This window comes from Falsiroseomonas sp. CW058 (assembly GCF_050563535.1).
GTDB lineage: Bacteria > Pseudomonadota > Alphaproteobacteria > Acetobacterales > Acetobacteraceae > Falsiroseomonas.
Genome location: NZ_JBNXUO010000016.1, coordinates 74,962 through 94,986, shown reverse-complemented (window position 1 = coordinate 94,986; position 20,025 = coordinate 74,962). Strand labels below are relative to the sequence as shown.

At 73.3% G+C, this 20,025-nt stretch carries 22 protein-coding genes; 8 read left to right on the top strand and 14 right to left on the bottom strand.

Features of this window, described 5'->3' with window-relative positions; all coding sequences use genetic code 11:
• Positions 1-331: 331 nt before the first annotated feature.
• Positions 332-1,231 (top strand): signal recognition particle-docking protein FtsY, encoded by a 900-nt coding sequence (ftsY, locus tag ACK8OX_RS14435; protein WP_430664878.1) that lies wholly within the window; start codon positions 332-334, stop codon positions 1,229-1,231.
• 15 nt (positions 1,232-1,246) lie between these two features.
• Here ftsY and ACK8OX_RS14430 read toward each other — a convergent pair whose 3' ends face one another.
• The 3 genes from ACK8OX_RS14430 to ACK8OX_RS14420 all read right to left on the bottom strand — a co-directional run bounded on the left by ACK8OX_RS14430 (position 1,247) and on the right by ACK8OX_RS14420 (position 3,381).
• Positions 1,247-1,525, bottom strand: coding sequence for a hypothetical protein (locus ACK8OX_RS14430; RefSeq protein ID WP_430664850.1), 279 nt, complete (start codon positions 1,523-1,525; stop codon positions 1,247-1,249).
• 68 nt (positions 1,526-1,593) lie between these two features.
• Positions 1,594-2,565 (bottom strand): Bug family tripartite tricarboxylate transporter substrate binding protein, encoded by a 972-nt coding sequence (locus ACK8OX_RS14425; RefSeq protein WP_430664849.1) that lies wholly within the window; start codon positions 2,563-2,565, stop codon positions 1,594-1,596.
• Positions 2,566-2,625: 60 nt separating this feature from the next.
• Positions 2,626-3,381 carry an SDR family oxidoreductase gene (locus ACK8OX_RS14420; RefSeq protein WP_430664848.1) on the bottom strand — a complete coding sequence of 252 codons (756 nt, stop codon included), beginning with the start codon at positions 3,379-3,381 and terminating at the stop codon, positions 2,626-2,628.
• A gap of 122 nt (positions 3,382-3,503) precedes the next feature.
• Between ACK8OX_RS14420 and ACK8OX_RS14415 the strand changes: the two genes are divergently transcribed.
• Complete coding sequence (locus ACK8OX_RS14415) at positions 3,504-4,322, top strand: creatininase family protein (RefSeq protein WP_430664847.1); 819 nt, start codon at positions 3,504-3,506, stop codon at positions 4,320-4,322.
• Here the strand turns inward: ACK8OX_RS14415 and ACK8OX_RS14410 are convergent.
• The 6 genes from ACK8OX_RS14410 to tkt all read right to left on the bottom strand — a co-directional run bounded on the left by ACK8OX_RS14410 (position 4,303) and on the right by tkt (position 10,053).
• On the bottom strand, positions 4,303-4,707 hold the full coding sequence (locus ACK8OX_RS14410; RefSeq protein ID WP_430664846.1) for a hypothetical protein: 405 nt from the start codon (positions 4,705-4,707) through the stop codon (positions 4,303-4,305). The genes ACK8OX_RS14415 and ACK8OX_RS14410 overlap by 20 nt on opposite strands.
• A complete protein-coding gene (locus ACK8OX_RS14405; protein ID WP_430664845.1) occupies positions 4,707-5,258 on the bottom strand; it encodes an NUDIX domain-containing protein in 552 nt (183 codons plus the stop codon). Before ACK8OX_RS14405 ends, ACK8OX_RS14410 begins: the two co-directional genes overlap by 1 nt.
• Positions 5,259-5,366: 108 nt before the next feature.
• On the bottom strand, positions 5,367-5,558 hold the full coding sequence (locus ACK8OX_RS14400) for a hypothetical protein (protein WP_430664844.1): 192 nt from the start codon (positions 5,556-5,558) through the stop codon (positions 5,367-5,369).
• A gap of 182 nt (positions 5,559-5,740) precedes the next feature.
• Positions 5,741-6,940, bottom strand: a complete 1,200-nt coding sequence (locus ACK8OX_RS14395; protein ID WP_430664877.1) for a phosphoglycerate kinase — start codon at positions 6,938-6,940, stop codon at positions 5,741-5,743.
• 93 nt (positions 6,941-7,033) lie between these two features.
• Positions 7,034-8,074 (bottom strand): type I glyceraldehyde-3-phosphate dehydrogenase, encoded by a 1,041-nt coding sequence (gene gap, locus ACK8OX_RS14390; protein WP_430664843.1) that lies wholly within the window; start codon positions 8,072-8,074, stop codon positions 7,034-7,036.
• A gap of 32 nt (positions 8,075-8,106) precedes the next feature.
• A complete protein-coding gene (gene tkt, locus ACK8OX_RS14385) occupies positions 8,107-10,053 on the bottom strand; it encodes a transketolase (RefSeq protein ID WP_430664842.1) in 1,947 nt (648 codons plus the stop codon).
• Between the two features lie 238 nt (positions 10,054-10,291).
• On the opposite strand from tkt, the gene ACK8OX_RS14380 reads away from it, so the two are divergent.
• Positions 10,292-11,041: a VIT1/CCC1 transporter family protein gene (locus ACK8OX_RS14380; protein WP_430664840.1), complete on the top strand. Its 750-nt coding sequence runs from the start codon at positions 10,292-10,294 to the stop codon at positions 11,039-11,041.
• 131 nt (positions 11,042-11,172) lie between these two features.
• Positions 11,173-11,544 (top strand): hypothetical protein, encoded by a 372-nt coding sequence (locus ACK8OX_RS14375; RefSeq protein WP_430664839.1) that lies wholly within the window; start codon positions 11,173-11,175, stop codon positions 11,542-11,544.
• A gap of 42 nt (positions 11,545-11,586) precedes the next feature.
• Here ACK8OX_RS14375 and ACK8OX_RS14370 read toward each other — a convergent pair whose 3' ends face one another.
• Together ACK8OX_RS14370 and ACK8OX_RS14365 are read right to left on the bottom strand one after the other, a co-directional pair.
• Complete coding sequence (locus ACK8OX_RS14370) at positions 11,587-13,134, bottom strand: hypothetical protein (RefSeq protein ID WP_430664838.1); 1,548 nt, start codon at positions 13,132-13,134, stop codon at positions 11,587-11,589.
• Positions 13,135-13,250: 116 nt separating this feature from the next.
• Entirely contained in the window at positions 13,251-13,820 is a 570-nt protein-coding gene (locus ACK8OX_RS14365) for a peroxidase-related enzyme (RefSeq protein ID WP_430664837.1), read from the bottom strand.
• Between the two features lie 71 nt (positions 13,821-13,891).
• Between ACK8OX_RS14365 and ACK8OX_RS14360 the strand changes: the two genes are divergently transcribed.
• The 4 genes from ACK8OX_RS14360 to ACK8OX_RS14345 are packed head-to-tail and all read left to right on the top strand — an operon-like array spanning position 13,892 to position 17,211.
• The gene (locus ACK8OX_RS14360) at positions 13,892-14,680 is read left to right on the top strand and encodes an aldolase (protein WP_430664836.1); all 789 of its coding nucleotides are present in this window, start codon (positions 13,892-13,894) and stop codon (positions 14,678-14,680) included.
• Positions 14,677-15,555 (top strand): DMT family transporter, encoded by an 879-nt coding sequence (locus ACK8OX_RS14355; protein ID WP_430664835.1) that lies wholly within the window; start codon positions 14,677-14,679, stop codon positions 15,553-15,555. The genes ACK8OX_RS14360 and ACK8OX_RS14355 overlap by 4 nt, the downstream gene beginning before the upstream one ends.
• Before the next feature lie 19 nt (positions 15,556-15,574).
• Positions 15,575-16,759 carry a class I SAM-dependent rRNA methyltransferase gene (locus ACK8OX_RS14350; RefSeq protein ID WP_430664834.1) on the top strand — a complete coding sequence of 395 codons (1,185 nt, stop codon included), beginning with the start codon at positions 15,575-15,577 and terminating at the stop codon, positions 16,757-16,759.
• 26 nt (positions 16,760-16,785) lie between these two features.
• Entirely contained in the window at positions 16,786-17,211 is a 426-nt protein-coding gene (locus tag ACK8OX_RS14345) for a DUF3293 domain-containing protein (RefSeq protein ID WP_430664833.1), read from the top strand.
• 40 nt (positions 17,212-17,251) lie between these two features.
• On the opposite strand, the gene ACK8OX_RS14340 is transcribed toward ACK8OX_RS14345, so the two are convergent.
• From ACK8OX_RS14340 to ACK8OX_RS14330, 3 genes are all read right to left on the bottom strand, one after another.
• Complete coding sequence (locus tag ACK8OX_RS14340; RefSeq protein ID WP_430664832.1) at positions 17,252-18,013, bottom strand: calcium-binding protein; 762 nt, start codon at positions 18,011-18,013, stop codon at positions 17,252-17,254.
• Positions 18,014-18,081: 68 nt separating this feature from the next.
• Positions 18,082-19,191 carry a patatin-like phospholipase family protein gene (locus ACK8OX_RS14335; RefSeq protein ID WP_430664831.1) on the bottom strand — a complete coding sequence of 370 codons (1,110 nt, stop codon included), beginning with the start codon at positions 19,189-19,191 and terminating at the stop codon, positions 18,082-18,084.
• A 37-nt stretch (positions 19,192-19,228) separates the two neighbouring features.
• Positions 19,229-20,023, bottom strand: a complete 795-nt coding sequence (locus ACK8OX_RS14330; protein ID WP_430664830.1) for a 3-hydroxybutyrate dehydrogenase — start codon at positions 20,021-20,023, stop codon at positions 19,229-19,231.
• Positions 20,024-20,025 lie beyond the last annotated feature (2 nt).

The window sequence follows — 20,025 nt, the reverse complement described above, 5'->3', positions numbered from 1 at the left end:
CGACACCTCGCAGCCGCAGCCCGCGGCGCCGGTGGTCGATCCCGGGGTGGTGCCGGTGCCGCCGGTGCTGCCGATCCTGCCGGACCCGAATGCGCCGCCGCCCTTCGCGACGCCGACCGAGCCCTTCGACGATCCGCCCCCCGCCGCGCCACCCCCGGCACCGCCAGCCCCGCCCGCCCTGCCCAAGACGCGCCCGGCCGACGACCATGCGGCGGTCGAGGAGGCGCTGGCCGGCACCGAGCCCGAGCCGCCGCCCGCGCCCGAACGCCCCCCGGCGCCCGAGCCCGAGCCCGCGCCCGAGCCCGAGCAGAAGACAGGCTGGTTCTCCCGCCTGAAGGCCGGGCTGTCGCGTTCGACGGCGCGGCTGACGGACGCCATCACCACCGTCTTCCGCAAGCGCCGCCTGGACGATGAGGCGCTGGAGGAGCTGGAGGAGACGCTGATCGCCGCCGATCTCGGCGTGCCCGCCGCGCGCCGCATCGTGGAGGGCTTCCGCCGCACCCGCTTCGGCAAGGAGGTCACCGACGAGGAGGTGAAGGCCGCGCTGGCCGACGCCGTCGCGGAGATCCTGGCCCCCGTCGCGCGCCCGATGGAGATCGAGCCGCGGCACGCGCCGCATGTCGTGCTGGTGGTGGGCGTGAACGGCACCGGCAAGACCACCACCATCGCCAAGCTCGGCCAGCAGTATCGCCGGCAGGGGCTGAAGGTGATGTTCGCCGCCGGCGATACCTTCCGCGCCGCGGCGGTGGAGCAGCTGCAGATCTGGGGCGAGCGCACCGGCTGCCCGGTGGTGGCGCCCGCGAAGATGGGCGCCGATGCCGCGGGCCTCGCGCATGACGCGCTGGCGCGGGCGCGGGCCGAGGGCATTGACGTGCTGCTGATCGACACCGCTGGGCGGCTGCACAACAAGGCCGCGCTGATGGAGGAGCTGCGGAAGATCATCCGCGTGATCCGCAAGCTCGACCCCGCGACGCCGCATTCGGTGCTGCTGACGCTGGATGCCACCACCGGCCAGAACGCGATCAGCCAGGTCCGCATCTTCAAGGAGATGGTGGAGGTCAGCGGCCTCGCGGTGACGAAGCTCGACGGCAGCGCCAAGGGCGGCGTCGTGGTGGCGCTGGCGCAGGAGATCGGGCTGCCGGTCCACATGGTGGGCGTGGGCGAGAAGGCCGACGACCTGCGCCCCTTCACCGCGCGGGACTTCGCCCGCGGGCTGGTGGGCCTGGGCTGACGCGGCGCGTGGCGTTCAGCGGCGCAGCGCGAAGGGGTTCTGCGTCCCGCGTTCCCCGGTGCGGGGATTGATGTTCCCGCGGGACGACCAGTTGTCCGTCCGGCTGCGGTTCGGCGCCGTGCGCGCATGCGGCGGCACATAGGTTCCGCCCCGGGTGACATGCCCGCGGACATGTGTGCTGCCGCTGCGCACCTGCTCGAAGCCCGACGTGGCAGGCAGGGGCGGGACGGCCGGCGCCGCTGCCGCGCCGCCAGCGGCCAGCATCGCCGCGAGGAACAGGACAGGGGTGCGCATGGGACTCTCCAGTCCAGATGGTGCGATAGCGTAACGCAAGGCGGTCCCGCTGCGAGGGTGGGGCGCGGTCACTCCGCCCGCATCCCCGTCCGCCGCACCACATCGGCCCAGCGCGCCACCTCGGCGCGGATGGTGCGGCCGAGCTCCTCCGGCGTGCCGGGCGCGGCCTCCGCGCCTTCCGCGGCAAGCCTCGCCTGCACCTCGGCGTCGGTCATGGCGCGGCGGACCTCCGCATTCAGCCGCGCGATGACGGGCGCGGGCACGCCGGCGGTGGTGACCACGCAGTACCACTGCGTCGTCTCGAACCCCGGCACACCCTGTTCGGCGATGGTCGGGATCTCGGGCGCCGCGCGCATCCGCTGCGCGGAGGAGACGCCGAGCGCGCGCAGCCGTCCGTCGCGCACCAGCGGCATCACCACCGTCCCGCCGGTCATGGTGAAGTCGATCTGCCCCGCCACCAGGTCGTTCGCCATCGGCCCGCTGCCGCGATAGGGCACATGCGTCCAGTCCACCCCCGCCGCATGGCCGAGCGCGGCGGCCGCGATATGCGCCGCGCTGCCGTTGCCGGCCGAGCCGTAGGTGAGCTCGCCCGGCCGCTGCCGCGCGATGGCCAGGAGTTCCTGCAGGTTGCGCGCCGGCACGCGCGGATGCACCGCCAGGATGTTCGGCACCAGCGCCACCATCGAGACCGGCGCCACGCCCTCCACCGGGTCGAAGGAGAGCCGGGGATAGAGGCTCGGGTTCACGCCGAGCGTGCCGATATGGCCGAGCATGATGGTGTAGCCATCGGCCGGCGCACGCACCACGATCTCGTGCCCGACGGTCCCGCCCGCGCCGCCGCGGTTCTCCACCACGACGGAGACGCCGAGCCCCGCGGTCATGCGGGGCGCGAGCACGCGCGCCATGATGTCCGTGGTGCCGCCGGGCGCAAAGGGCACGACGAAGCGGATCGGCCGGTCGGGCCAGGTCCCCTGCGCGCGCCCCGCGGCGGGGAACAGCGCCGGCGCGGCGAGGGCGGCGAACAACGTGCGGCGATGCATGGCGGTCTCTCTCCCGGTCTTTTCTTCTTCGGTCCTCGTCGCCGTCCCCGGCGCGCGCGGTCAGAACGCAAAGCGGCTCATCCCCCCGTCCACCGGGATCACGGTGCCGGTCACATAGGCCGCGCGCGCGCTGGCGAGGAAGACGGCAAGGTCGGCGATCTCCCCGGGCTCGCCGAAGCGCAGCGCCGGGATCTCGGCCTCGGCGAACTCACGCTCCGCCTCCGGCGTCGGGTAGCGCCTCGCGATCTGCTCGCTGCGGATGCGGCCGGGCTGGAGGCAGTTGATGGTCACGCCATCCGCCGCAACCTCCCGCGAGAGCCCCTTGGACCAGACATGCACCGCGGCCTTCGCGGCGAAGGCGGCGTTGATGATCCGCGGTTCCGACGTGCCGGTGAAGTTGACGATGCGCCCCCAGCCGCGCGCGCGCATCCCGGGCACCAGCGCATGGGTCAGCTCGCGCAGGCGGTGGAAGTTCAGCTCCATCCCCTCGTCCCACGCCTCCCGCGGGGCGTCGAACGCCAGCGGCCGGCTGCCGCCCGCGGCATTGACCAGGATGTCCACGCCACCGAGCGCGGCTTCCGCCGCCGCGGCCAGCGCCACCGGCGCGCCGGGGGCCATCAGGTCGGCGGCGAGGGGGACGATCTCCGCCCCGCCCTCGGCCGCGACGGCGGCGGCCAGCGCCGCCACATCCTCCGCCCGCCGCGCCGCGCCGGCCACGCGCGCGCCTTCGAGCGCGAGCGCGCGCGCCACCGCGCGGCCGATGCCCTGGCTCGCCCCCGTCACCAGCGCGCGGCGCCCCTTCAGCCCCAGATCCATCCCGCGAATCCCGTGTGTGCGGCGCGCAGTGTCGCGACCCGCGCCGCCCGCCGCAAGGCGGCGCGGTTGACGCCGGACGGTGCCGCGCCGAGCCTCGGCGCAGCCATGAGGAGACGAGAGGGATGGAAACCCGCTGGGAACGCCTGACCGCGCCGGAACTGCGCGACCTGGCGACGCGCGACGCCGTGGTGGTGCTGCCGGTCGGCAGCCTGGAACAGCACGGGCCGCACCTGCCGGTCTGGACCGACAGCTTCATCGGCCATGCCGTCGCCGTGCGCGGCGCGGAACTCGCGGCCGATGTCCCGGCCGTGGTGCTGCCGCCGATGTGGACCGGCCTTTCGGAACACCACTTCCCCTTCGGCGGCACGATCAGCCTGGACTACGCCACCTTCGCGGGCGTGCTGCGCTGCGTCGCGCGGTCCATCCTGGCGGACGGCTTCCGGCGGCTGTTCCTGCTGAACTCGCATGGCGGCAACATCGAGCCGCTGGCCGTCGCCTCGCGCGAGATGGCGCATGAATTCGGCATCCCCGTGGTCACCACCACCGTCACGAAGCTCGACCCGGAGGGGCTGCGCGCGGCGCTGACGGCACAGCCCGGCATGCAGCATGCGTGCGAGGCGGAGACGAGCCTGTGGCTGCACCTCGCCCCCGGCCAGGTGCGGCAGGCGGAGATCGCGAACACCATCTCCCCCGGCGGCTTCTCGGCCGGCGACGCGGCGGCGACGCGCTTCTGGTCCTTCGCCGAACGCGCGCCGGTGACGGGCGTGCGCGGCGACCCGCGGGCGGCGACCGCCGAGAAGGGCAGGGCGATCTTCGAGGGGATGGCGGCGGGGCTCGCGCGGATGCTGCGCGACCGCGCGCTGTGGCAGGCGCCGGACCCGGTTTGGCGGGTGGACCGGGCGGGGACGCAGCCGCCCGATCCTATTGGATCGGTATCCTGAGCCGCGCGCCGGGCACCACCATGTCGAAGGGGCGGTCGGGCCCGGTCTCGCGCAGGTGCTCGCGCCCGAAGGTCACGCCGGGGCGGCGTTCGGGCGGCAGCAGCATCGGCTCCAGCGTCGGGTTGTGGTAGCTGCTGAAGCGGTCGCGCGGCGCCTCGATGCTGCGGTTGGGCACCGGGGCGAGGTCGCTGCGCACCCGCGGCGCCGTGGCGGGGGCGCCGAGCTGGAAGGGCTCGGTGGTGGTCTTGCGGAGGCGCGGGATGCGGGCGCCGCCGCCGCCGCCGCCCTGGGCCTGGTTCGCCGCCACAGGGCGGTCCTGGGCGGCCGCGCCGGGGACGGGCCCCAGGCCGAGCAGCAGAATCGGCAGCGTCAGCAAGGCCCGCATCAGACGCCCTCCGCCAATGGCCGGATGCCCCGCAGGTCCTCCGGCGGGTTGGTGCGCGGCGCGCCGAGCGGACCTTGGCCCGCCTCGCGCCAAGCCTTCAATACCCAATGGACCGAGGGGAAGGCGAGGTCTTCCCACGGGATTTCGTCCCAGGAGAACAGCCGCACCTCCAGGCTTTCCGCGCCGGCCGCGAATCCGGGGCGGGCGAGGGTGGCGCGGAACAGCACCTGCACCTGGCCGATGCGCGCGATGGAGTAGACGGCGAGGATGCCGTCGAGCGCGAGCTCGGCGCAGGCTTCCTCCCGCGCCTCCCGCTTGGCCGCTTCCTCCACCGTCTCGCCGAGTTCCATGTAGCCGGCGGGGATGGTCCAGAAGCCCGCGCGCGGGTTGATCGCGCGGCGGCAGAGCAGGATGCGGCCGTCGACGGAGACGACGGAGCCGGTGACGATCTTCGGATTCTCGTAGGCGATGTAGCCGCATTCGGCACAGGTCAGGCGCTCGCGATCCTCGCCTTCGGGGATGCGGCGGATGAAATGGCTGGAGGCGGACATGGCCCCAGGGTGGGGCGGGCGCGGCGTCGCCGCAAGGCGCTTCGCATCACGAGCTTGCGGCGGGCTGGGCAAGGCCTGCGGCCCGCGCATCCCGCCCGCGCCGTCACGTCAGACCCGGAGGTCGAGCAGCGAGCCCCGCGGCATCGGGCCGGCGGGGGGCGGCGGCAGCGCATCCAGCCGGCGATCCGGCGCGGTGGGGTTGCCGGGCTGCGGCGCGCTGGAGGCGGCGCGCGCCTGGGCCGGGCCCTGGGCCCGCGAGACCTCCGCCGTGAAGGCGGCGAGCGAGTTGAGGCTGATCATGCGGACGACCATAGGCCGTAAATCTGAACGGCTACTGAATCGCTCACGCGGGGCGGTGACGGGCCGGATCGGGCGCATGCCGCAGCTTGCGCCCGGGCCACGTTAACCTTCAAGCAACCTGTGGTGGCAACCACCACAATTGTTCCGGAAATCTGAATGGCGGCGCGCGTCCGGCGCGCCTCCTATGCCGCCGCCTCCAGCGCCGCCACGCCCGGCAGGGTCTTGCCCTCCAGCCATTCCAGGAATGCGCCGCCGGCGGTCGAGACGTAGGTCATCCGTTCCGCCACCCCGGCATGGCGTAGCGCCGCCACCGTGTCGCCGCCGCCCGCGATCGACTTCAGCCCGGCGGAGGCCGTCATCGCCGCGACGGACTGCGCGACGGCGACGGTCGCGGCATCGAAGGGCGGCGTCTCGAAGGCGCCGAAGGGGCCGTTCCAGACAAGGGTGGAGGCCTGGCGCAGCCGCGATTCGACCATCGCCACCGTGTCCGGCCCGACATCGAGGGCCATCATCCCTTCCGGCACGCGGTCCACGTTGACGGTGCGGGTGTCGGGATGCGGCTTGAACTCGGCCGCGCAGACCAGGTCCACCGGAAGCACGATCTCGCAGCCGACCTTCTGCGCCTGCTCCAGGATGGCGCGGGCGGTGTCGTGCATCTCCGCCTCCTGCAGGGACCGGCCCATCGGGTGGCCCTGCGCGGCGAGGAAGGTGTTGGCCATCGCGCCGCCGATCACCAGCACATTCACCTTGGAGGTGAGGTTGCCGAGCAGGTCGAGCTTGGTGGAGACCTTGGCGCCGCCGACGATCGCGACCACCGGCCGGGCGGGGTTGCCGAGGGCGGCGTCGAGCGCCTTCAGCTCCGCCTCCATCAGCCGCCCGGCATGGGCCGGCAGCAGCCGTGCCACGCCTTCCGTCGAGGCATGGGCGCGGTGGGCGGCGGAGAAGGCGTCGTTGACATAGGCATCCGCGAGCCTGGCGAGCCCCGCGGCCAGGGCGGGGTCGTTCTTCTCCTCGCCCGCATGGTAGCGCGTGTTCTCGAGCAGCAGCACATCGCCATCGGCCAGCCGCGCCACTGCGGCTTCCGCCTCCGGCCCGATGCAGTCATCGGCCCAGGCGACGGGGCGGCCGAGGGCGGCCGACAGCGCCTCCACCATCGGCTTCAGCGACATCTCCGGCACGCGGCGGCCCTTGGGGCGGTCGAAATGCGAGCAGACGACGACGCGCGCACCCTTCTCGGCCAGCTCGCGGATGGTGGGGCAGAGGCGTTCGATGCGGGTGCGGTCGGTGATCGCCCCGTCGCGCACCGGCACGTTGAGGTCGGCGCGCAGCAGCACGCGCCGTCCGCGCGGGTCGAGGTCGTCGAGGGTGCGGAAGCGGGCCATGGGGATCTCGTCCATATGCGATGGAAACCCTCCCCGCCCCTCGATGACCCTCCCCCGCGGGTGGGGGAGGGCAGGGCAGGGGACGCGGGAGGCTCAGAGGCTTCCGAGCAGCGCCGCGGTGTCCGACATGCGGTTGGAGAAGCCCCATTCGTTGTCGTACCACGCCATCACGCGCACCAGCGCGCCGTCCACCACCTGCGTCTGCGTCGCATCGAAGGTGGAGGAATGGGCGTCGTGGTTGAAGTCGATGCTGACCAGCGGCGCGGTGTTGTAGCCGAGGATGCCCTTCAGCTCGCCCTCGGCCGCTTCCTTCATCGCCGCGTTCACCATCTCCTTCGTGACGCCCGGCGTGTTCAGGTTCACGTCGAGCGATATGAGCGAGACGTTCGGCGTGGGGATGCGGATGGCGGTGCCGTCCAGCTTGCCCTTCAGCTCCGGCAGCACCAGGCCCACCGCCTTCGCCGCGCCCGTGCTGGTCGGGATGGCGCTGACCGCGGCCGCGCGGGCGCGGTGCAGGTCCTTGTGCAGCGTGTCGACCGTGTTCTGGTCGCCGGTATAGGCGTGGATCGTCACCATGTAGCCGCGCGCGATGCCCCACTTCTCGTGCAGGACCTTCGCCACGGGCGCGAGGCAGTTGGTGGTGCAGGACGCGTTGGAGACGATCTGGTGCGACGGCTTCAGGATCCTGTGGTTCACGCCGTAGACGATGGTGGCCTGCGCGGTCGCGTCCGCATGCGCCTCCGCCCAGGTCACGGGCGCGCTGACCAGCACCTTGCGCGCGCCGGCCTGCAGCAGCAGCGCGGCCTTGTCGGAGTTGGTGAAGATGCCGGTGCATTCCGCCGCGACATCCACCCCCTGCCAGGGCAGCTTCGTCGGGTCGCGCTCGGCCGTCACCTTGATGGGCGCATAGGTCCGGCCATTGGCCGAGATGAGCAGGCTGTCGCCCTCCACCCGCACCTCGCCCGGGAAGCGGCCATGGACGCTGTCGTAGCGGAACAGGTGGGCGTTCGCCTCCACGCTGCCGAGGTCGTTGATCGCGACGCATTCGACGTCGCTGCGCCCGCTCTCGATCATCGCGCGCAGCACTAGGCGACCGATGCGCCCGAACCCGTTGATGGCGACCTTCACGGCCATGTCCGTCTTCCCCTTCCCGTCTTCTCTACACGTCAGCCAAGGCGCTTCTTCACCGCCGCCGCCACGGCGTCCGGCGTGATCCCGAAATGCCGGAACAGGTCATCGGCCGGCGCGCTGGCGCCGAAGCCCTGCATCCCGATGAAAATGCCGTCGGGGCCGGTCCAGCGTTCCCAGCCCATCGGGCCGGCGGCCTCGATCCCCACGCGCAGCGCGGAACCCAGCACCCCCGCGCGGTATCCTTCGTCCTGCGCGGTGAAAAGTTCCCAGCAGGGCAGCGACACCACCGCGGTCGGGACGCCCTCCGCCTCCAGCGCCGCGCGGGCGGTCATGGCCAGCGACACCTCGGACCCGGTGGCGACCAGCGTGGCGCGGCGTTCGCCGGACGCCTCGGCCAGCACGTAGCCGCCGCGGGCGCAGCGGTTCTCGCCCGCCTCGGCCCGCAGCGCCGGCAGGTTCTGCCGCGACAGCGCCAGCACCGAAGGGCCATCGGCGCGCTTCACCGCCAGTTCCCAGCATTCCGCCGTCTCCATCGCATCCGCCGGGCGGAACACGAACAGGTTCGGCATGGCGCGGAGCGAGGCGAGCGTCTCGACCGGCTGGTGCGTCGGCCCGTCCTCGCCGAGGCCGATGCTGTCATGCGTCAGCACATGGATCACGCGCTGGCGCATCAGCGCCGCAAGCCGCAGCGCCGGGCGCAGGTAGTCGGCGAAGATCAGGAAGGTGCCGGAATAGGGGATGATGCCGCCATGCAGCGCCATCCCGTTCATCGCGGCCGCCATGCCGTGCTCCCGCACGCCCCAGTGGACGTAGCGGCCGGCATAGTTGCCGGGCGAGATCGCCGGGATGCCCTTGACGTTGGTGTTGTTGGAGCCGGTGAGGTCGGCCGAGCCGCCCACCATCTCCGGCACCGCCGGCACCAGCGCCTCGAGCGCGCGCTGCGAGGCGATGCGCGTCGCGACCTTCGGCTTCGCCTCCGCATGGCCCGCGCGCAGTTCCGCCAGCCTCTCGTGCCAGGATTCCGGCAGGCGGCCGGCGATGGCGCGGTCGAATTCGTCCTTCTGCGGGTGCCGCGCCAGGCGCTTCAGCCAGGACCGGCGGGTGCCGGCGCCGCGGCGGCCGGCGGCTTCCCAGCGTTCCTTGAGGCCTTCCGGCACCTCGAAGGGCGGGTGGTTCCAGCCCATCGCCGCCTTGGCGGCGGCGGCCTCGGCGGGACCGAGCGGCGCGCCGTGGCTGGCCGCCGTGCCCGCTTTGTTGGGAGAGGAGAAGCCGATGATGGTGCGGCAGGCGATCAGCGTCGGCTTGCGGTTCCGCATCGCCCAGGACAGCGCGGCCGCCACCTCGTCATGGTCGTGCCCGTCCACCCGCCGCACCGCCCAGCCATAGGCCGAGAAGCGCTTCAGCGTGTCATCCGTGAAGGACAGCGCCGTGTCGCCGTCGATCGAGATGGAGTTGTCGTCCCAAAGCACGCAGAGCCGGTCGAGCTTCAGGTGCCCGGCGATCGAGGCGGCCTCGTGGCTGATCCCCTCCTGCAGGTCGCCGTCGGACGCGATGACCCAGGTGCGGTGGTCCACCAGCGACTTGCCGAAGCGCGCCGCCAGCATCCGCTCGGCCAGCGCCATGCCGACCGCGGTGGAGATGCCCTGGCCGAGCGGCCCGGTCGTCGTCTCGATTCCCGGATGCTCGCCGTATTCCGGATGGCCCGCGGCGGGGGAGTGGAGCTGGCGGAAGCGCCGGATCTCCTCGATCCCCATGCCGGCCTGCCCGGTCAGGTGCAGCAGGGCATAGAGCAGCATGGACCCGTGCCCGGCCGACAGCACGAAGCGGTCGCGGTCGGGCCAGCGCGGGTCGGCCGCGTCGTATTTCAGGAAGCGCCCGAACAGCACGGTCGCGACATCCGCCATGCCCATCGGCATGCCGGGATGGCCGGATTTCGCCGCCTCCACCGCATCGATCGCAAGCGCGCGGATGGCGTCGGCCATCCGGCGTTCCTCGGACGCGGGGCGGGCGAGCAACCGGGCCTGGAGCGCCTGGGCGGGCGTGGGCTCCGTGCGGGGCTGGGTATCGGGTTCGGTGGTGGCCAAAACGGGGTCCTCTCGGCGCCGCCGCTATAGAGGCGGGGCGGCCCCCGGACAACCCGCGCCGGGAACAAGCCAGCGCGCGGCGCAGGGCGGGGACGGGCGGTGGCGCGGCGCCGGGCGCCCCGCTAGTCTCCGTGCGATGCAGGAGAGCCCCCTCGCCGAGGCGCCCCGTGACGGGCTGCCCCCCATGCCGCCCGGCCCGCCGCATGAGGAGAAGCACTTCACCCAGAACGCGCTGGTGCGCGACCTGGTCATCGGCACCGCGGATGGGCTGACCGTGCCCTTCGCGCTGGCCGCCGCGCTGTCCGGCGCCGTCGCGGCCAATCCGCTGATCGTGACCGCAGGCCTGGCGGAGATCGCGGCGGGCTGCGTGGCCATGGGCCTCGGCGGCTACCTCGCCGCCCGCACCGAGGCCGACCACTACGCGGCCGAGCGCCGGCGCGAGGAGGAGGAGAGCGATCTCTACCCCGACCGGGAGAAATGGGAGGTCGCGGCCATCCTCCACCGCTACGGCGTGCGCGGCGAGGTGCTGCGCCAGGCGGTGGAAGCCATCGCGTCCGACCGCAAGAAGTGGGTCGACTTCATGATGCGCTTCGAGCTGGACCTGTCGGAGCCCGACCCGAACCGGGCCGCGACCTCGGCCGCGACGATCGGCGGCGCCTATGTGGTGGGCGGGCTGATCCCGCTCGTGCCCTACATGGTGTTCAGCAGCACCGGCCCGGCGCTGGCGCTGTCCTCCACGCTGACGGGGCTGGCGCTGCTCGGCTTCGGCTGGCTGAAGGCGAGGGCGACCGGCCTGCCGCCGCTGCGGGGCGCGGTGCAGACGCTGGCAGTGGGCGGAGCGGCCGCGGTGGTGGCCTATCTCGTGGCGTCGCTTTTCGGCCACTGACACCGGTATTCGCGCAACGATTGAAGGTCTGGACTGGTTTCATCAACTTGTTTCGGCGCATCCTTCGCCGCGCGCCCCATTCCGCCCCGCCGATCGCCGGCCGTGGCCCGTGCGCGACCGGAGACCACCATATGCGCCGCAACCTCCTCGCCGCCCTCGCGGCACTTCCCCTCGCGCTCGGTACCGCCGGCAGCGTCCAGGCCCAGGGCCAGCAGGACTTCACCCTGGTGAACCGCACCGGCTACCAGATCAACGAGATCTATGTCGGCCCGTCCAGCAGCCCGAACTGGGGGCGCGACCTGCTCGGCGCCAATGTCCTGCCGAACGGCCGCACCTTCGACATCCGCTTCCCCGGCGGCAGCCGCGAATGCCTGTGGGACATCAAGGTCGTCTATGACGACGGCGACCAGTCGCAGTTCATGCGCGCGAACCTGTGCAGCATCTCGCGCATCACGCTGTTCTGGAACCGCCAGGCCGGCCAGACCCGCTTCGTGACCGAGTGACGCGTCCCTCCGGGGCGGGATGCCGCCCCGGAGAGCGTCGGATCAGTTCGCCGGCGCCGGTGCGGGCCGCTCCAGCACGCGGCGCTCCGCCTCGGCGATCTGCTGGCGGAGCTGGAGCAGCTGCGCCTCGCCCTGGCGCACCGCCGTCTGCACCTCGGAGAGGCGCGATTCGGCGGCCTGCACGCGACCGGCCAGCTGTTCCTGCACCGCGCGGGCCTCGGCCCGGGCCGCCTCGGCCCGGCGCGCGGCCTCGGCGGCCTCCGCGCTCGCCTGTTCCTGCGCGCGGCGGCTTTCGGCCAGCGCAGCTTCGGCGCGGCGCCGTTCCTCGGCCAGGGCGGCCACCTGCTGCCCCGCCTGCGCCGCGGCCTGCCGGCGTTCGGCCAGCGCGCCGCCAGCACCTTCCGCTTCCTGCCGCAGCGCGACAAGGCGCTGCTCGCCTTCCGCCACCTGCCGCGCCAGGGCCTGAAGAGCCTGCTCCGCCGCCGCGCCGCGGGCCGCGACCTCCTGCACCCGCGCCTCGGCCGCCTGGGCGACGCGCGCCAGCTCGTCCCGCGCGGCGGCGAGGCGCTGCAACTCCGCCGTCCCGCGTTCGACCGCGGACACGCGCTCCGCAAGGAGCGCCTCGGCCTGCGCCACCGCGGCGCGCACCTGGCCGAGTCGGCCCTCGCCCTGCGCGGCGGCCGCGGCAAGGCGCGTCTGCTCGGCCTGCGCGGCGGCGAGCCGCGCGGTCGCCTCCTCCACCGCGCGCGCGGCCTGGAGCTGCCGCGCCTCCACCTCGCCCAGCGCGCCGCGGCGGGTGGCCAGGTCGGCCTCGGCCAGGGCGATCCGGTCGTTGAGGCCGCGCAGCCGCTGCTCGGCCTGGGCCAGCGCCGCCTCGCGCCCCGTCAGCCCTTCCTGCGCGCGGCCCGTCTCGGCGCCGATCTGCGCCAGCCGCGCCTCGGCGGCCTGGATGCCGGCGGCGAGTTCGGCGCTGCGGCCTTCCAGCGTGCGCACCGCCTCGGCCGTCGAATCGCGCGCGGCGGCGGCGCGGGCCTGGGCGGCTTCCGCCTGGCGGATCGCCTCCTGCCGCTCGGCCAGCGCCGCCTCGGCGGCTCCCGTCTCCTGCCGGAGCGCGGCCAGCCGCGCCTCCGTCTCCGCCACGCCGCGGCCGAGTTCCTCGCCGCGCTGGCGCAGCGCCTGGCCCTGCTGCTCCGCGGTGGCGATCGCCTCCCGCGCGGCCGTCGCCGCCGCGTGGGAGCGTTGCAGCGCCGCCTCCTGCTCGGCCACCTGGCCGCGCAGGGCGGCCAGCTGCGTCTCCGCCGCCTGCGCCTCGGCCCGCAGGCGCTGCGCCGCGGCCTCGGCCTGGGTGCGGGCCTGCTCGGCCTGCGTCGCGCGCTGGCGGATGGTGGCGAGTTCGCCATTCGCCTGGCGTTCCTGCGCCAGCGTGCGGTCCAGCTCGCTCCGCCCGGTCTCCGCCGCGCGCAGCCGCGTGGCGGTCTCGCTGATCGTGCCGCCGCGGCTGAAGGCGATGCTCCATCCGATGACGGCCAGCAGCAGCAGGATGGCGAGCGAGGCCAGCGCCGCACGCGGCCAGGACAGGATCTGGTTCATCGGGGTCCCCGGTTTCGTTGCCCCCGGTCATGCCCGAAACCGCGCCCGGCCTCATGTGACAGTTGCGCGTGCTCACACGGCCGGGATGAGCGGCGCGCCGTCCCCCGCCTCCGTGCTCATCCCCGCCCGATCGCCTGGAACTCGGGGTTGGGCTTCAGGTCGATGCTGTTGGCCAGCCGGTTGGACATGGAGAAGAAGGCGGCGATGGCGCCGGCATCCCAAAGCTCGTCCTGCGTCAGCCCGGCATCCAGCAGCGCCTTCCGGTCCTCGGCCGTGACCAGGTGGGACTGGGTGGCGACCTTCGTGGCATAGGCCAGGATGGCGCGCAGCCGCGGGGTCAGGCTTGCCTTCCGCCAGTTCGCCGCCACCAGCTCGCTCATCGCCGGGTCCTTCGCGCGGACCCGCAGGATCGCGCCATGCGCGACGACGCAGTACTGGCACTGGTTGCCGATGGAGATCGCGACGACGATCGCCTCGCGCTCCGCCGCCGTCAGCCCGTCGCGCTTGCCCATCAGCGCGTCGTGATAGGCCATGAAGGCGCGGAACTCCTCCGGCCGCCAGGCGAGTGCAAGGAAGATGTTGGGGATGAAGCCGGATTTCTCCTGCACCGCCAGGATGCGCGCGCGGACATCCTCGGGCATGGCGGCCAGGTCCGGCACGGGGAAGGCGGAGATCGGGTCGGACATGCGCTGCGCTCCTTGCCGGCGGGACGCCGGCCTGCGAATCATCGGGGCGAGAGATCCGGGAGAGCAAGACCATGGCCCATGCCCTCGGGGAGCCCGCGGCTCCCGCCCTGCTTCGCAATTCCGCGCTGGATTCGGAAGCCGTCCGACAGGCGCGCATCGACCTGGCTGCCTGTTTCCGCATGGCCGCCCGGCTCGGCCTGCACGAGGGGATCTGCAACCACTTCTCCCTGGTGGTGCCGGGGCGGGACGACCTGTTCCTGGTGAACCCCTATGGCTGGGCCTTCGCCGAGGTCACGGCATCGCGCCTGCTGGTCTGCGACTTCGCCGGCAACGTCGTGGCGGGGGAGGGCGTGCCGGAAGCCACCGCCTTCTTCATCCATGCCCGCGTCCACCGGAACGTCCCGCGCGCGCGGGCCTGCTTCCACACGCACATGCCGAACGCCACCGCGCTGGCCATGCTGGAAGGCCCGCCGCTGGCATGGGCGGGGCAGACGGCGCTGAAGTTCTACGGACGGACGGTGGTGGACGACCACTACAACGGCCTCGCCCTCGACACCGACGAGGGCGACCGCATCGCGGCCTCGATCGGGGATGCCGACATCGTCTTCATGCGGAATCACGGCGTGATGGTGTGCGGCCCCACCGCCGCCGAGGCCTGGGACGACCTCTACTACCTGGAGCGCGCGGCGGAGGCGCAGCGCCTTGCGCTGTCCACCGGCCGGCCGCTGAAGCCGGTGCCGCACGAGATGGCGATGAAGACCTACCTGCAGATGCGCGAGGGCGACCGAGAGAGCGCACGCCTGCACCTTGAAAGCATCAAGCGCATCCTGGCGCGGGACGAGCCGGACTTCGCCGATTGACGCCCGCCCGCCCCGACCCGCGGGGCCTGCTGCTGCTGCTCGCGACCGTCTGCGGCTGGGGCTTCAACTGGCCGGCGATGAAGCTGCTGCTGGAGGAGGTGCCGCCCTTCACCATGCGCGTGGCCTGCGCCGCCATCGGCTTCGCGCTGCTGGTCGGGATCGCGCTGGCGCGGCGCGAATCGCTCGTCGTGCCCCGCGCGCTCTGGCCGCGGCTCTGCCTCGTCTCGGCGCTCAACGTCACGGCCTGGATGGGGCTCGCCTCCTTCTCGCTGCTGTGGCTGGCGGCGGGGGAGGCGACGATCGTCTGCTACACCATGCCGGTCTGGGCCTCCGTCCTCGCCTGGGCGCTGCTCGGGGAACGGATGACGCGGCGCCGCCTCGGGGCGCTGGCGCTCGGGCTCGGCGGGCTGGCGGTGCTGGTGCTCGGGCGGGGCGTCGATGTGGGGGTGGCGAAGCTGCCGGGGGTGGGCATCGCGCTGACGGCGGCCATCCTGTTCTCGCTCGGCACCGTGGTGACCAAGCGCTGGCCGCTCGGCCTGCCGCCGACCTCGGGCACCGCCTGGCAGATGGTGGTGGGCTGCGCGCCGCTGCTGGTCGCGGCGCTGCTGGTGGAACGGCCGGACCCCGCGGCGATCTCGCCGCTCGGCTGGGGGCTGCTGGCCTATGGCGGGGTCGGGCCGCTCGGGCTCTGCTACCTCGCCTGGTTCGGGGCGCTGCGGCGTCTGCCGGCCTCCGCGGCATCCATGGGCACGCTGCTGACGCCGGTGGTGGGCGTGCTGGCCGCCGCCGCCTTCCTGGGCGAGCCGCTGGGCCTGCGGGAAGTGCTGGCGCTGTCGCTGACCGCCGGCGGCGTCCTGCTGGCGGTGCGCGGCTAGACTTGGCATAGCTCCGGCGATGACAGACCGACCGCTGATCCGCCTCAACCCCGGCGCCGACCGCCGCGTGAAGGCGGGGCACCCCTGGGCCTTCTCCAACGAGGTGGCGATGACGCCGGCGCTGCGCGCCCTGCCGCCCGGCACGGTCGTGCGGCTGGAAGGCGACGACGGCGTGCGGCACGGCGCCTGGCATTTCAACCCGCACAGCCTGATCGCCGCGCGCCGCCTGGATGCGGACCCCGCCGCCCCCTGCGACGCCGGCTGGTTCCGCGCGAAGCTCGCCGCCTGCCTGGCGCTGCGCGACCGCCTGTTCGACGCACCCTTCTACCGCCTGGTCCATGCTGAGGCCGATGGCCTGCCCGGCCTGGTGATCGACCGCTACGGCGATGCCGTGGCGCTGCAGGCCAACACCGCCGGGATGGACCGCGCCATCCCCGACATCCTGGCGGCGCTGCGCGACCTGTTAGCGCCGCGCGTCGTCGTCGCGCGCAACGATTCCGCCGTCCGCAGGCTGGAAGGGCTGGAGGAGGGCGTCGCGCCCCTGCACGGCACCGACGGCACCGCGACGGTCGAGGAGGCGGGGCTGTCCTTCCCCGTCGACCTGCTCGGCGGGCAGAAGACCGGCTGGTTCTTCGACCAGCGCCCGAACCGCGCGCTGGTGGCGCGGATGGCGGCAGGGCGCACGGTGCTCGACGCCTTCTGCCATCTGGGCGGCTTCGGCCTCGCCGCCGCGCGGGCGGGCGCGCGGGAGGTGACGCTGCTCGACCGGTCGGAGCACGCGCTCGACCTCGCCACCCAGGCCGCGGCCGGCGCGGGCCTGGCAGGGCGCATCACGCCGCTGAAGGCCGAGGCGCTGGAGCACCTGGAACGCATGGCTGCTTCCGGCCGCCGCTTCGAGGTGGTGGTGGCGGACCCGCCCGCCTTCGCCAAGACCCGCAAGGACATCCCCGCCGCGCTGCGGGGCTACGCCAAGCTGGCGCGGCTCGCGGCCTCGGTCACCGCGCCGGGCGGCATCCTCTTCATCGCGTCCTGCTCGCACCATGTCGGCGTGCCGGACTTCGTCGAGGCGGTGGCCTGGGGCGTCCACCGCGCGCGGCGCGAGGCGCGGATCCTCGCCACCACCGGCGCCGGCCCCGACCATCCCGTGCATCCCGCCCTGCCCGAGAGCGCCTACCTCAAGGGCCAGCTCCTGGCGCTCGACTGATGCGGCGGCCGCGGCTGTCCGCGACCATGCGCGCCGCCTATGCGCGCACCGATTACGAGGCGGGGGGGATCGTCGCGCATATCGGCGCGCGCAGCCCCGCGCTCGATGCCCTGCTGCGGGCGGGGGGCGTGCGGCGCGCCGCCTTCGTCACCGCCTGGAACCCCTACAGCCGCAAGATGCCGCGCGGCTGGAACGACCGGATGCTGGACCGCCTGCGGGGCGCCGCGCGCGGCCGCATCCTGGCCGAGGGCTGGGGCAGCGGCCACGGCTGGGCGGAACGCCACCTGCTGCTGGCCGGCGACCCGCGGCGGATCGCCGTGCTGGCGCGGCGCTTCCGGCAGCACGCGCTGGTGGCGGTCGCCGTCGGGAAGCCGGTTCGCATCATCCTCGGGCTCGCCGCGCCCCGCGCCGCGACCGGCGTGGATGCGCGGACCCGGCGGGAGGAGCGGTAGGGCAGGGGCCGGCGCGGAAGCCGCCGCGCCGGCCCTCGCCTCATGCCCCCGGGCGGTCCGCGCCGAAGCTGTCGGCCTGCCGCGGGGTGAGGTCGATCTGCAGCTTCTCGAGCGTGGAGAAGCGGATCAGCTCGCCGGTGCCGAGGCCCTTCGGCCCCAGGTCGATCACGCCGCTCACGCCGGTCAGGTTGATGACGCCGTTCTCGATCCTGGGCTGCGCCGAGCCGGGGTCCAGCACGATGCGGCCCAGCAGCGCCTCCAGCGCCTTCTCCATCGCCTTCGGGTCGTCCGAGCCGATCCCGAACTGCCTGTCGAGATTCCCCTCGCCGGAGAAGTTCAGCACCAGCGTGTCGCCGTCGGCCCCGCCATTGACGGTGTCGTTGCCCTCGCCCGGCGCCCAGTGGATGACGTCGTGGCCCTGCCCGCCCTCGATCAGGTCGTGGCCGCCGCCGCCGAAGATGCGGTCGTCGCCGCCATCGGCGTTCAGCTCGTCGTCGCCGGCGTTGCCGAAGACCGTGTCCTGGCCGGTGCCGGCATAGACCACGTCGCTCCCCTCGCCACCGCGGATCTTGTCGTCGCCCTCGCCGCCCAGCAGCACGTCGTTGCCCGCGCGGCCGTCGATCGTGTCCTGGCTGTTCCCGCCGTCGAGGAAGTTGCCCAGGCTGTCGCCCGCCAGGCTGTCGTTGTTGGAGTTGTTCTGCGTGCCCCCGGTCACCCGGCTCAGCTCGTCGATCCCGATCGCCTGCTTCGTGCCCATCCCATCCTCCTCGTGCCGCATGCCGCGGTGGGAGGGTTCTGCCACGGCCCGCTACGATGCCGAAACAGGAATCGCCGATGGCCGGAAGCGCCCGCCCCTATGGCCGGGCGGGTTCAGAGGAAACGCTCCCGGATGTCCACCGTGCTCTCGCGGCCGAGCTTGTCGAAATGGGCCGCCAGCCACCTGTCCGCCGCTTCCCGCCCGTAGCGGCGCAGGGTCGAGAGGAAGTCCCAGTCGCCGTTCAGCTTGGTGGAGAGCTTGAACTGGCGCATCCGCTCCTCGTCCTCGATCATGTGCAGGAACAGCCGGCGGTAGCGCGGCTGTTCCAGCCGCCCGGCATCGAGCAGGCGCTGCACGAAGTCGATCGCGCGCATCTCCGCCATCAGGCTGGCGTTGAAGCTGATCTCGTTCAGGCGGTTGGTGATGTCGGTCGGATGCGTCGGCAGCTCGTCGCGCACCGTCGGGTTCAGCTGCACCAGCATGATGTCCGGCGCGCCGCCCTGTTCGTAGAGCGGCCAGAGCGCCGGGTTGCCGAGGTAGCCGCCATCCCAGAAGGGCTCGCCGTCGATCTCCACCGCCTTGAAGAACTGCGGCAGGCAGGCGGAAGCGAGGATGACGTCCACCGTCACCTCCTCCTTGCTGAACACCCGCGGCTTGCCGGTGCGGACGGAGGTGGCGGAGATGTAGAGCTTCGGCCCCTTGGTGCTGCGCAGGATCGCGGGGTCCACCTGGCCTTCCAGCACGGCGCGCAGCGGGTTCCAGTCATAGGGCGTCGGGTTGATCTGGTAGGGCGAGAGGATGCGCGTCATCGTCTCGAAGGTCTGGTAGGCGATCGACCAGGTGAGGTCGTGGCCCCAGATCGCCTTCTCCCACGGCGTGTTCTGCAGGGGCGAGACGGCAAGCCGCGCCGCCGCGTCGCGCCACAGCCGGTCGAGCGCGGCGCGCGCGCCCTCGCGCCCGCCCTCGCAGAGGCCCTGCACGAAGACGGCGGCGTTGACGGCGCCCGCGGAGGTGCCGGAGACGGCCTCGAACTCCAGCCGCTCCTCCTCCAGCAGGCGGTCGAGCACGCCCCAGGTGAAGGCGCCATGCGTGCCGCCGCCCTGGAGCGCGAGGTTGATGCGCCGGGTCGCCGGCCGCGCCACGGCGGGGCGCGCGACGGGCGACGCGCTGCTGCCGTTGGAGAGCGTGTCGGCCGCCTCGCGCCGGAACTCGTCCTCGATCATGCGGCGTCTTCGGGCGCGGCGGCGCGGCGCGGCGGCATCACTGCGCCACCCAGCCGCCGTCGACGCTGATGGCGGTGCCGTTGATGCTGCCGCTGTTGGGGCCGGCGAGGTACAGCGCCGCCTGCGCGATCTCCTCCACCTCGACCCACTTCTTGGTCGGCTGGCGTTCCAGCAGGAAGTCGGTCAGCGCCTTCTCCTCGTTGACGCCGTGCTTTTCGGCCAGCGGCTTCACCTGCGCCTCGGCCAGCGGAGTGCGGACGAAGCCGGGGCAGATGGCGTTGGCGGTGACGCCGGTGCGCGCCACTTCCAGCGCGACGGACTTGGTCAGCCCCATGACGCCATGCTTGGCGGCGACGTAGGCGGTCTTGAATGGGCTGGCGACCAGGCCGTGGGCGGAGGAGACGTTGATGATGCGCCCGAAGCCCTTCGCCAGCATCGCCGGCAGCGCCGCCTTGATGGCGTGGAAGTTGGAGGAGAGGTTGATCGCGACGATGCGGTCCCACTGCTCCTCCGGGAAGTCCTGCACGGGCGAGACATGCTGCACGCCGGCGTTGTTCACCAGGATGTCGCAGCCGCCGAGTTCCGCCTGGCAGGCCGCGACCATCGCCTTCACCTCGGCCGGCTTCGCCATGTCGGCCGGCGAATAGGGGGCGTCGCCCCCGCCCATCGCCGCGCCGACCGCCGCGCGCGCCTTCGCGATGTCCTCCGGCCGGCCGAAGCCGTTCAGCATGACCTTCGCCCCGGCCCCGGCGAAGCCGAGCGCGATGGCCAGCCCGATGCCGGAGGTGGAGCCGGTGACGAGGGCCGTGCGGCCCTCCAGCGTCTTGCCCATGC

Bases quoted from the DNA above. Each gene is read 5' to 3' on its own strand.
- ACK8OX_RS14410 (WP_430664846.1), bottom strand. From the start codon at position 4,707: ATGCGGGCCTTGCTGACGCTGCCGATTCTGCTGCTCGGCCTGGGGCCC.
- gap (WP_430664843.1), bottom strand. From the start codon at position 8,074: ATGGCCGTGAAGGTCGCCATCAACGGGTTCGGGCGCATCGGTCGCCTA.
- ACK8OX_RS14345 (WP_430664833.1), top strand. From the start codon at position 16,786: ATGCGCGCCGCCTATGCGCGCACCGATTACGAGGCGGGGGGGATCGTC.
- ACK8OX_RS14375 (WP_430664839.1), top strand. From the start codon at position 11,173: ATGCGCCGCAACCTCCTCGCCGCCCTCGCGGCACTTCCCCTCGCGCTC.
- ACK8OX_RS14380 (WP_430664840.1), top strand. From the start codon at position 10,292: ATGCAGGAGAGCCCCCTCGCCGAGGCGCCCCGTGACGGGCTGCCCCCC.
- ACK8OX_RS14370 (WP_430664838.1), bottom strand. From the start codon at position 13,134: ATGAACCAGATCCTGTCCTGGCCGCGTGCGGCGCTGGCCTCGCTCGCC.
- ACK8OX_RS14330 (WP_430664830.1), bottom strand. From the start codon at position 20,023: ATGGGCAAGACGCTGGAGGGCCGCACGGCCCTCGTCACCGGCTCCACC.
- ACK8OX_RS14360 (WP_430664836.1), top strand. From the start codon at position 13,892: ATGGCCCATGCCCTCGGGGAGCCCGCGGCTCCCGCCCTGCTTCGCAAT.
- tkt (WP_430664842.1), bottom strand. From the start codon at position 10,053: ATGGCCGACGCCATCCGCGCGCTTGCGATCGATGCGGTGGAGGCGGCG.
- ACK8OX_RS14335 (WP_430664831.1), bottom strand. From the start codon at position 19,191: ATGATCGAGGACGAGTTCCGGCGCGAGGCGGCCGACACGCTCTCCAAC.
- ACK8OX_RS14425 (WP_430664849.1), bottom strand. From the start codon at position 2,565: ATGCATCGCCGCACGTTGTTCGCCGCCCTCGCCGCGCCGGCGCTGTTC.
- ACK8OX_RS14365 (WP_430664837.1), bottom strand. From the start codon at position 13,820: ATGTCCGACCCGATCTCCGCCTTCCCCGTGCCGGACCTGGCCGCCATG.
- ACK8OX_RS14415 (WP_430664847.1), top strand. From the start codon at position 3,504: ATGGAAACCCGCTGGGAACGCCTGACCGCGCCGGAACTGCGCGACCTG.
- ACK8OX_RS14400 (WP_430664844.1), bottom strand. From the start codon at position 5,558: ATGATCAGCCTCAACTCGCTCGCCGCCTTCACGGCGGAGGTCTCGCGG.
- ACK8OX_RS14405 (WP_430664845.1), bottom strand. From the start codon at position 5,258: ATGTCCGCCTCCAGCCATTTCATCCGCCGCATCCCCGAAGGCGAGGAT.
- ACK8OX_RS14430 (WP_430664850.1), bottom strand. From the start codon at position 1,525: ATGCGCACCCCTGTCCTGTTCCTCGCGGCGATGCTGGCCGCTGGCGGC.
- ACK8OX_RS14420 (WP_430664848.1), bottom strand. From the start codon at position 3,381: ATGGATCTGGGGCTGAAGGGGCGCCGCGCGCTGGTGACGGGGGCGAGC.
- ACK8OX_RS14395 (WP_430664877.1), bottom strand. From the start codon at position 6,940: ATGGCCCGCTTCCGCACCCTCGACGACCTCGACCCGCGCGGACGGCGC.
- ACK8OX_RS14350 (WP_430664834.1), top strand. From the start codon at position 15,575: ATGACAGACCGACCGCTGATCCGCCTCAACCCCGGCGCCGACCGCCGC.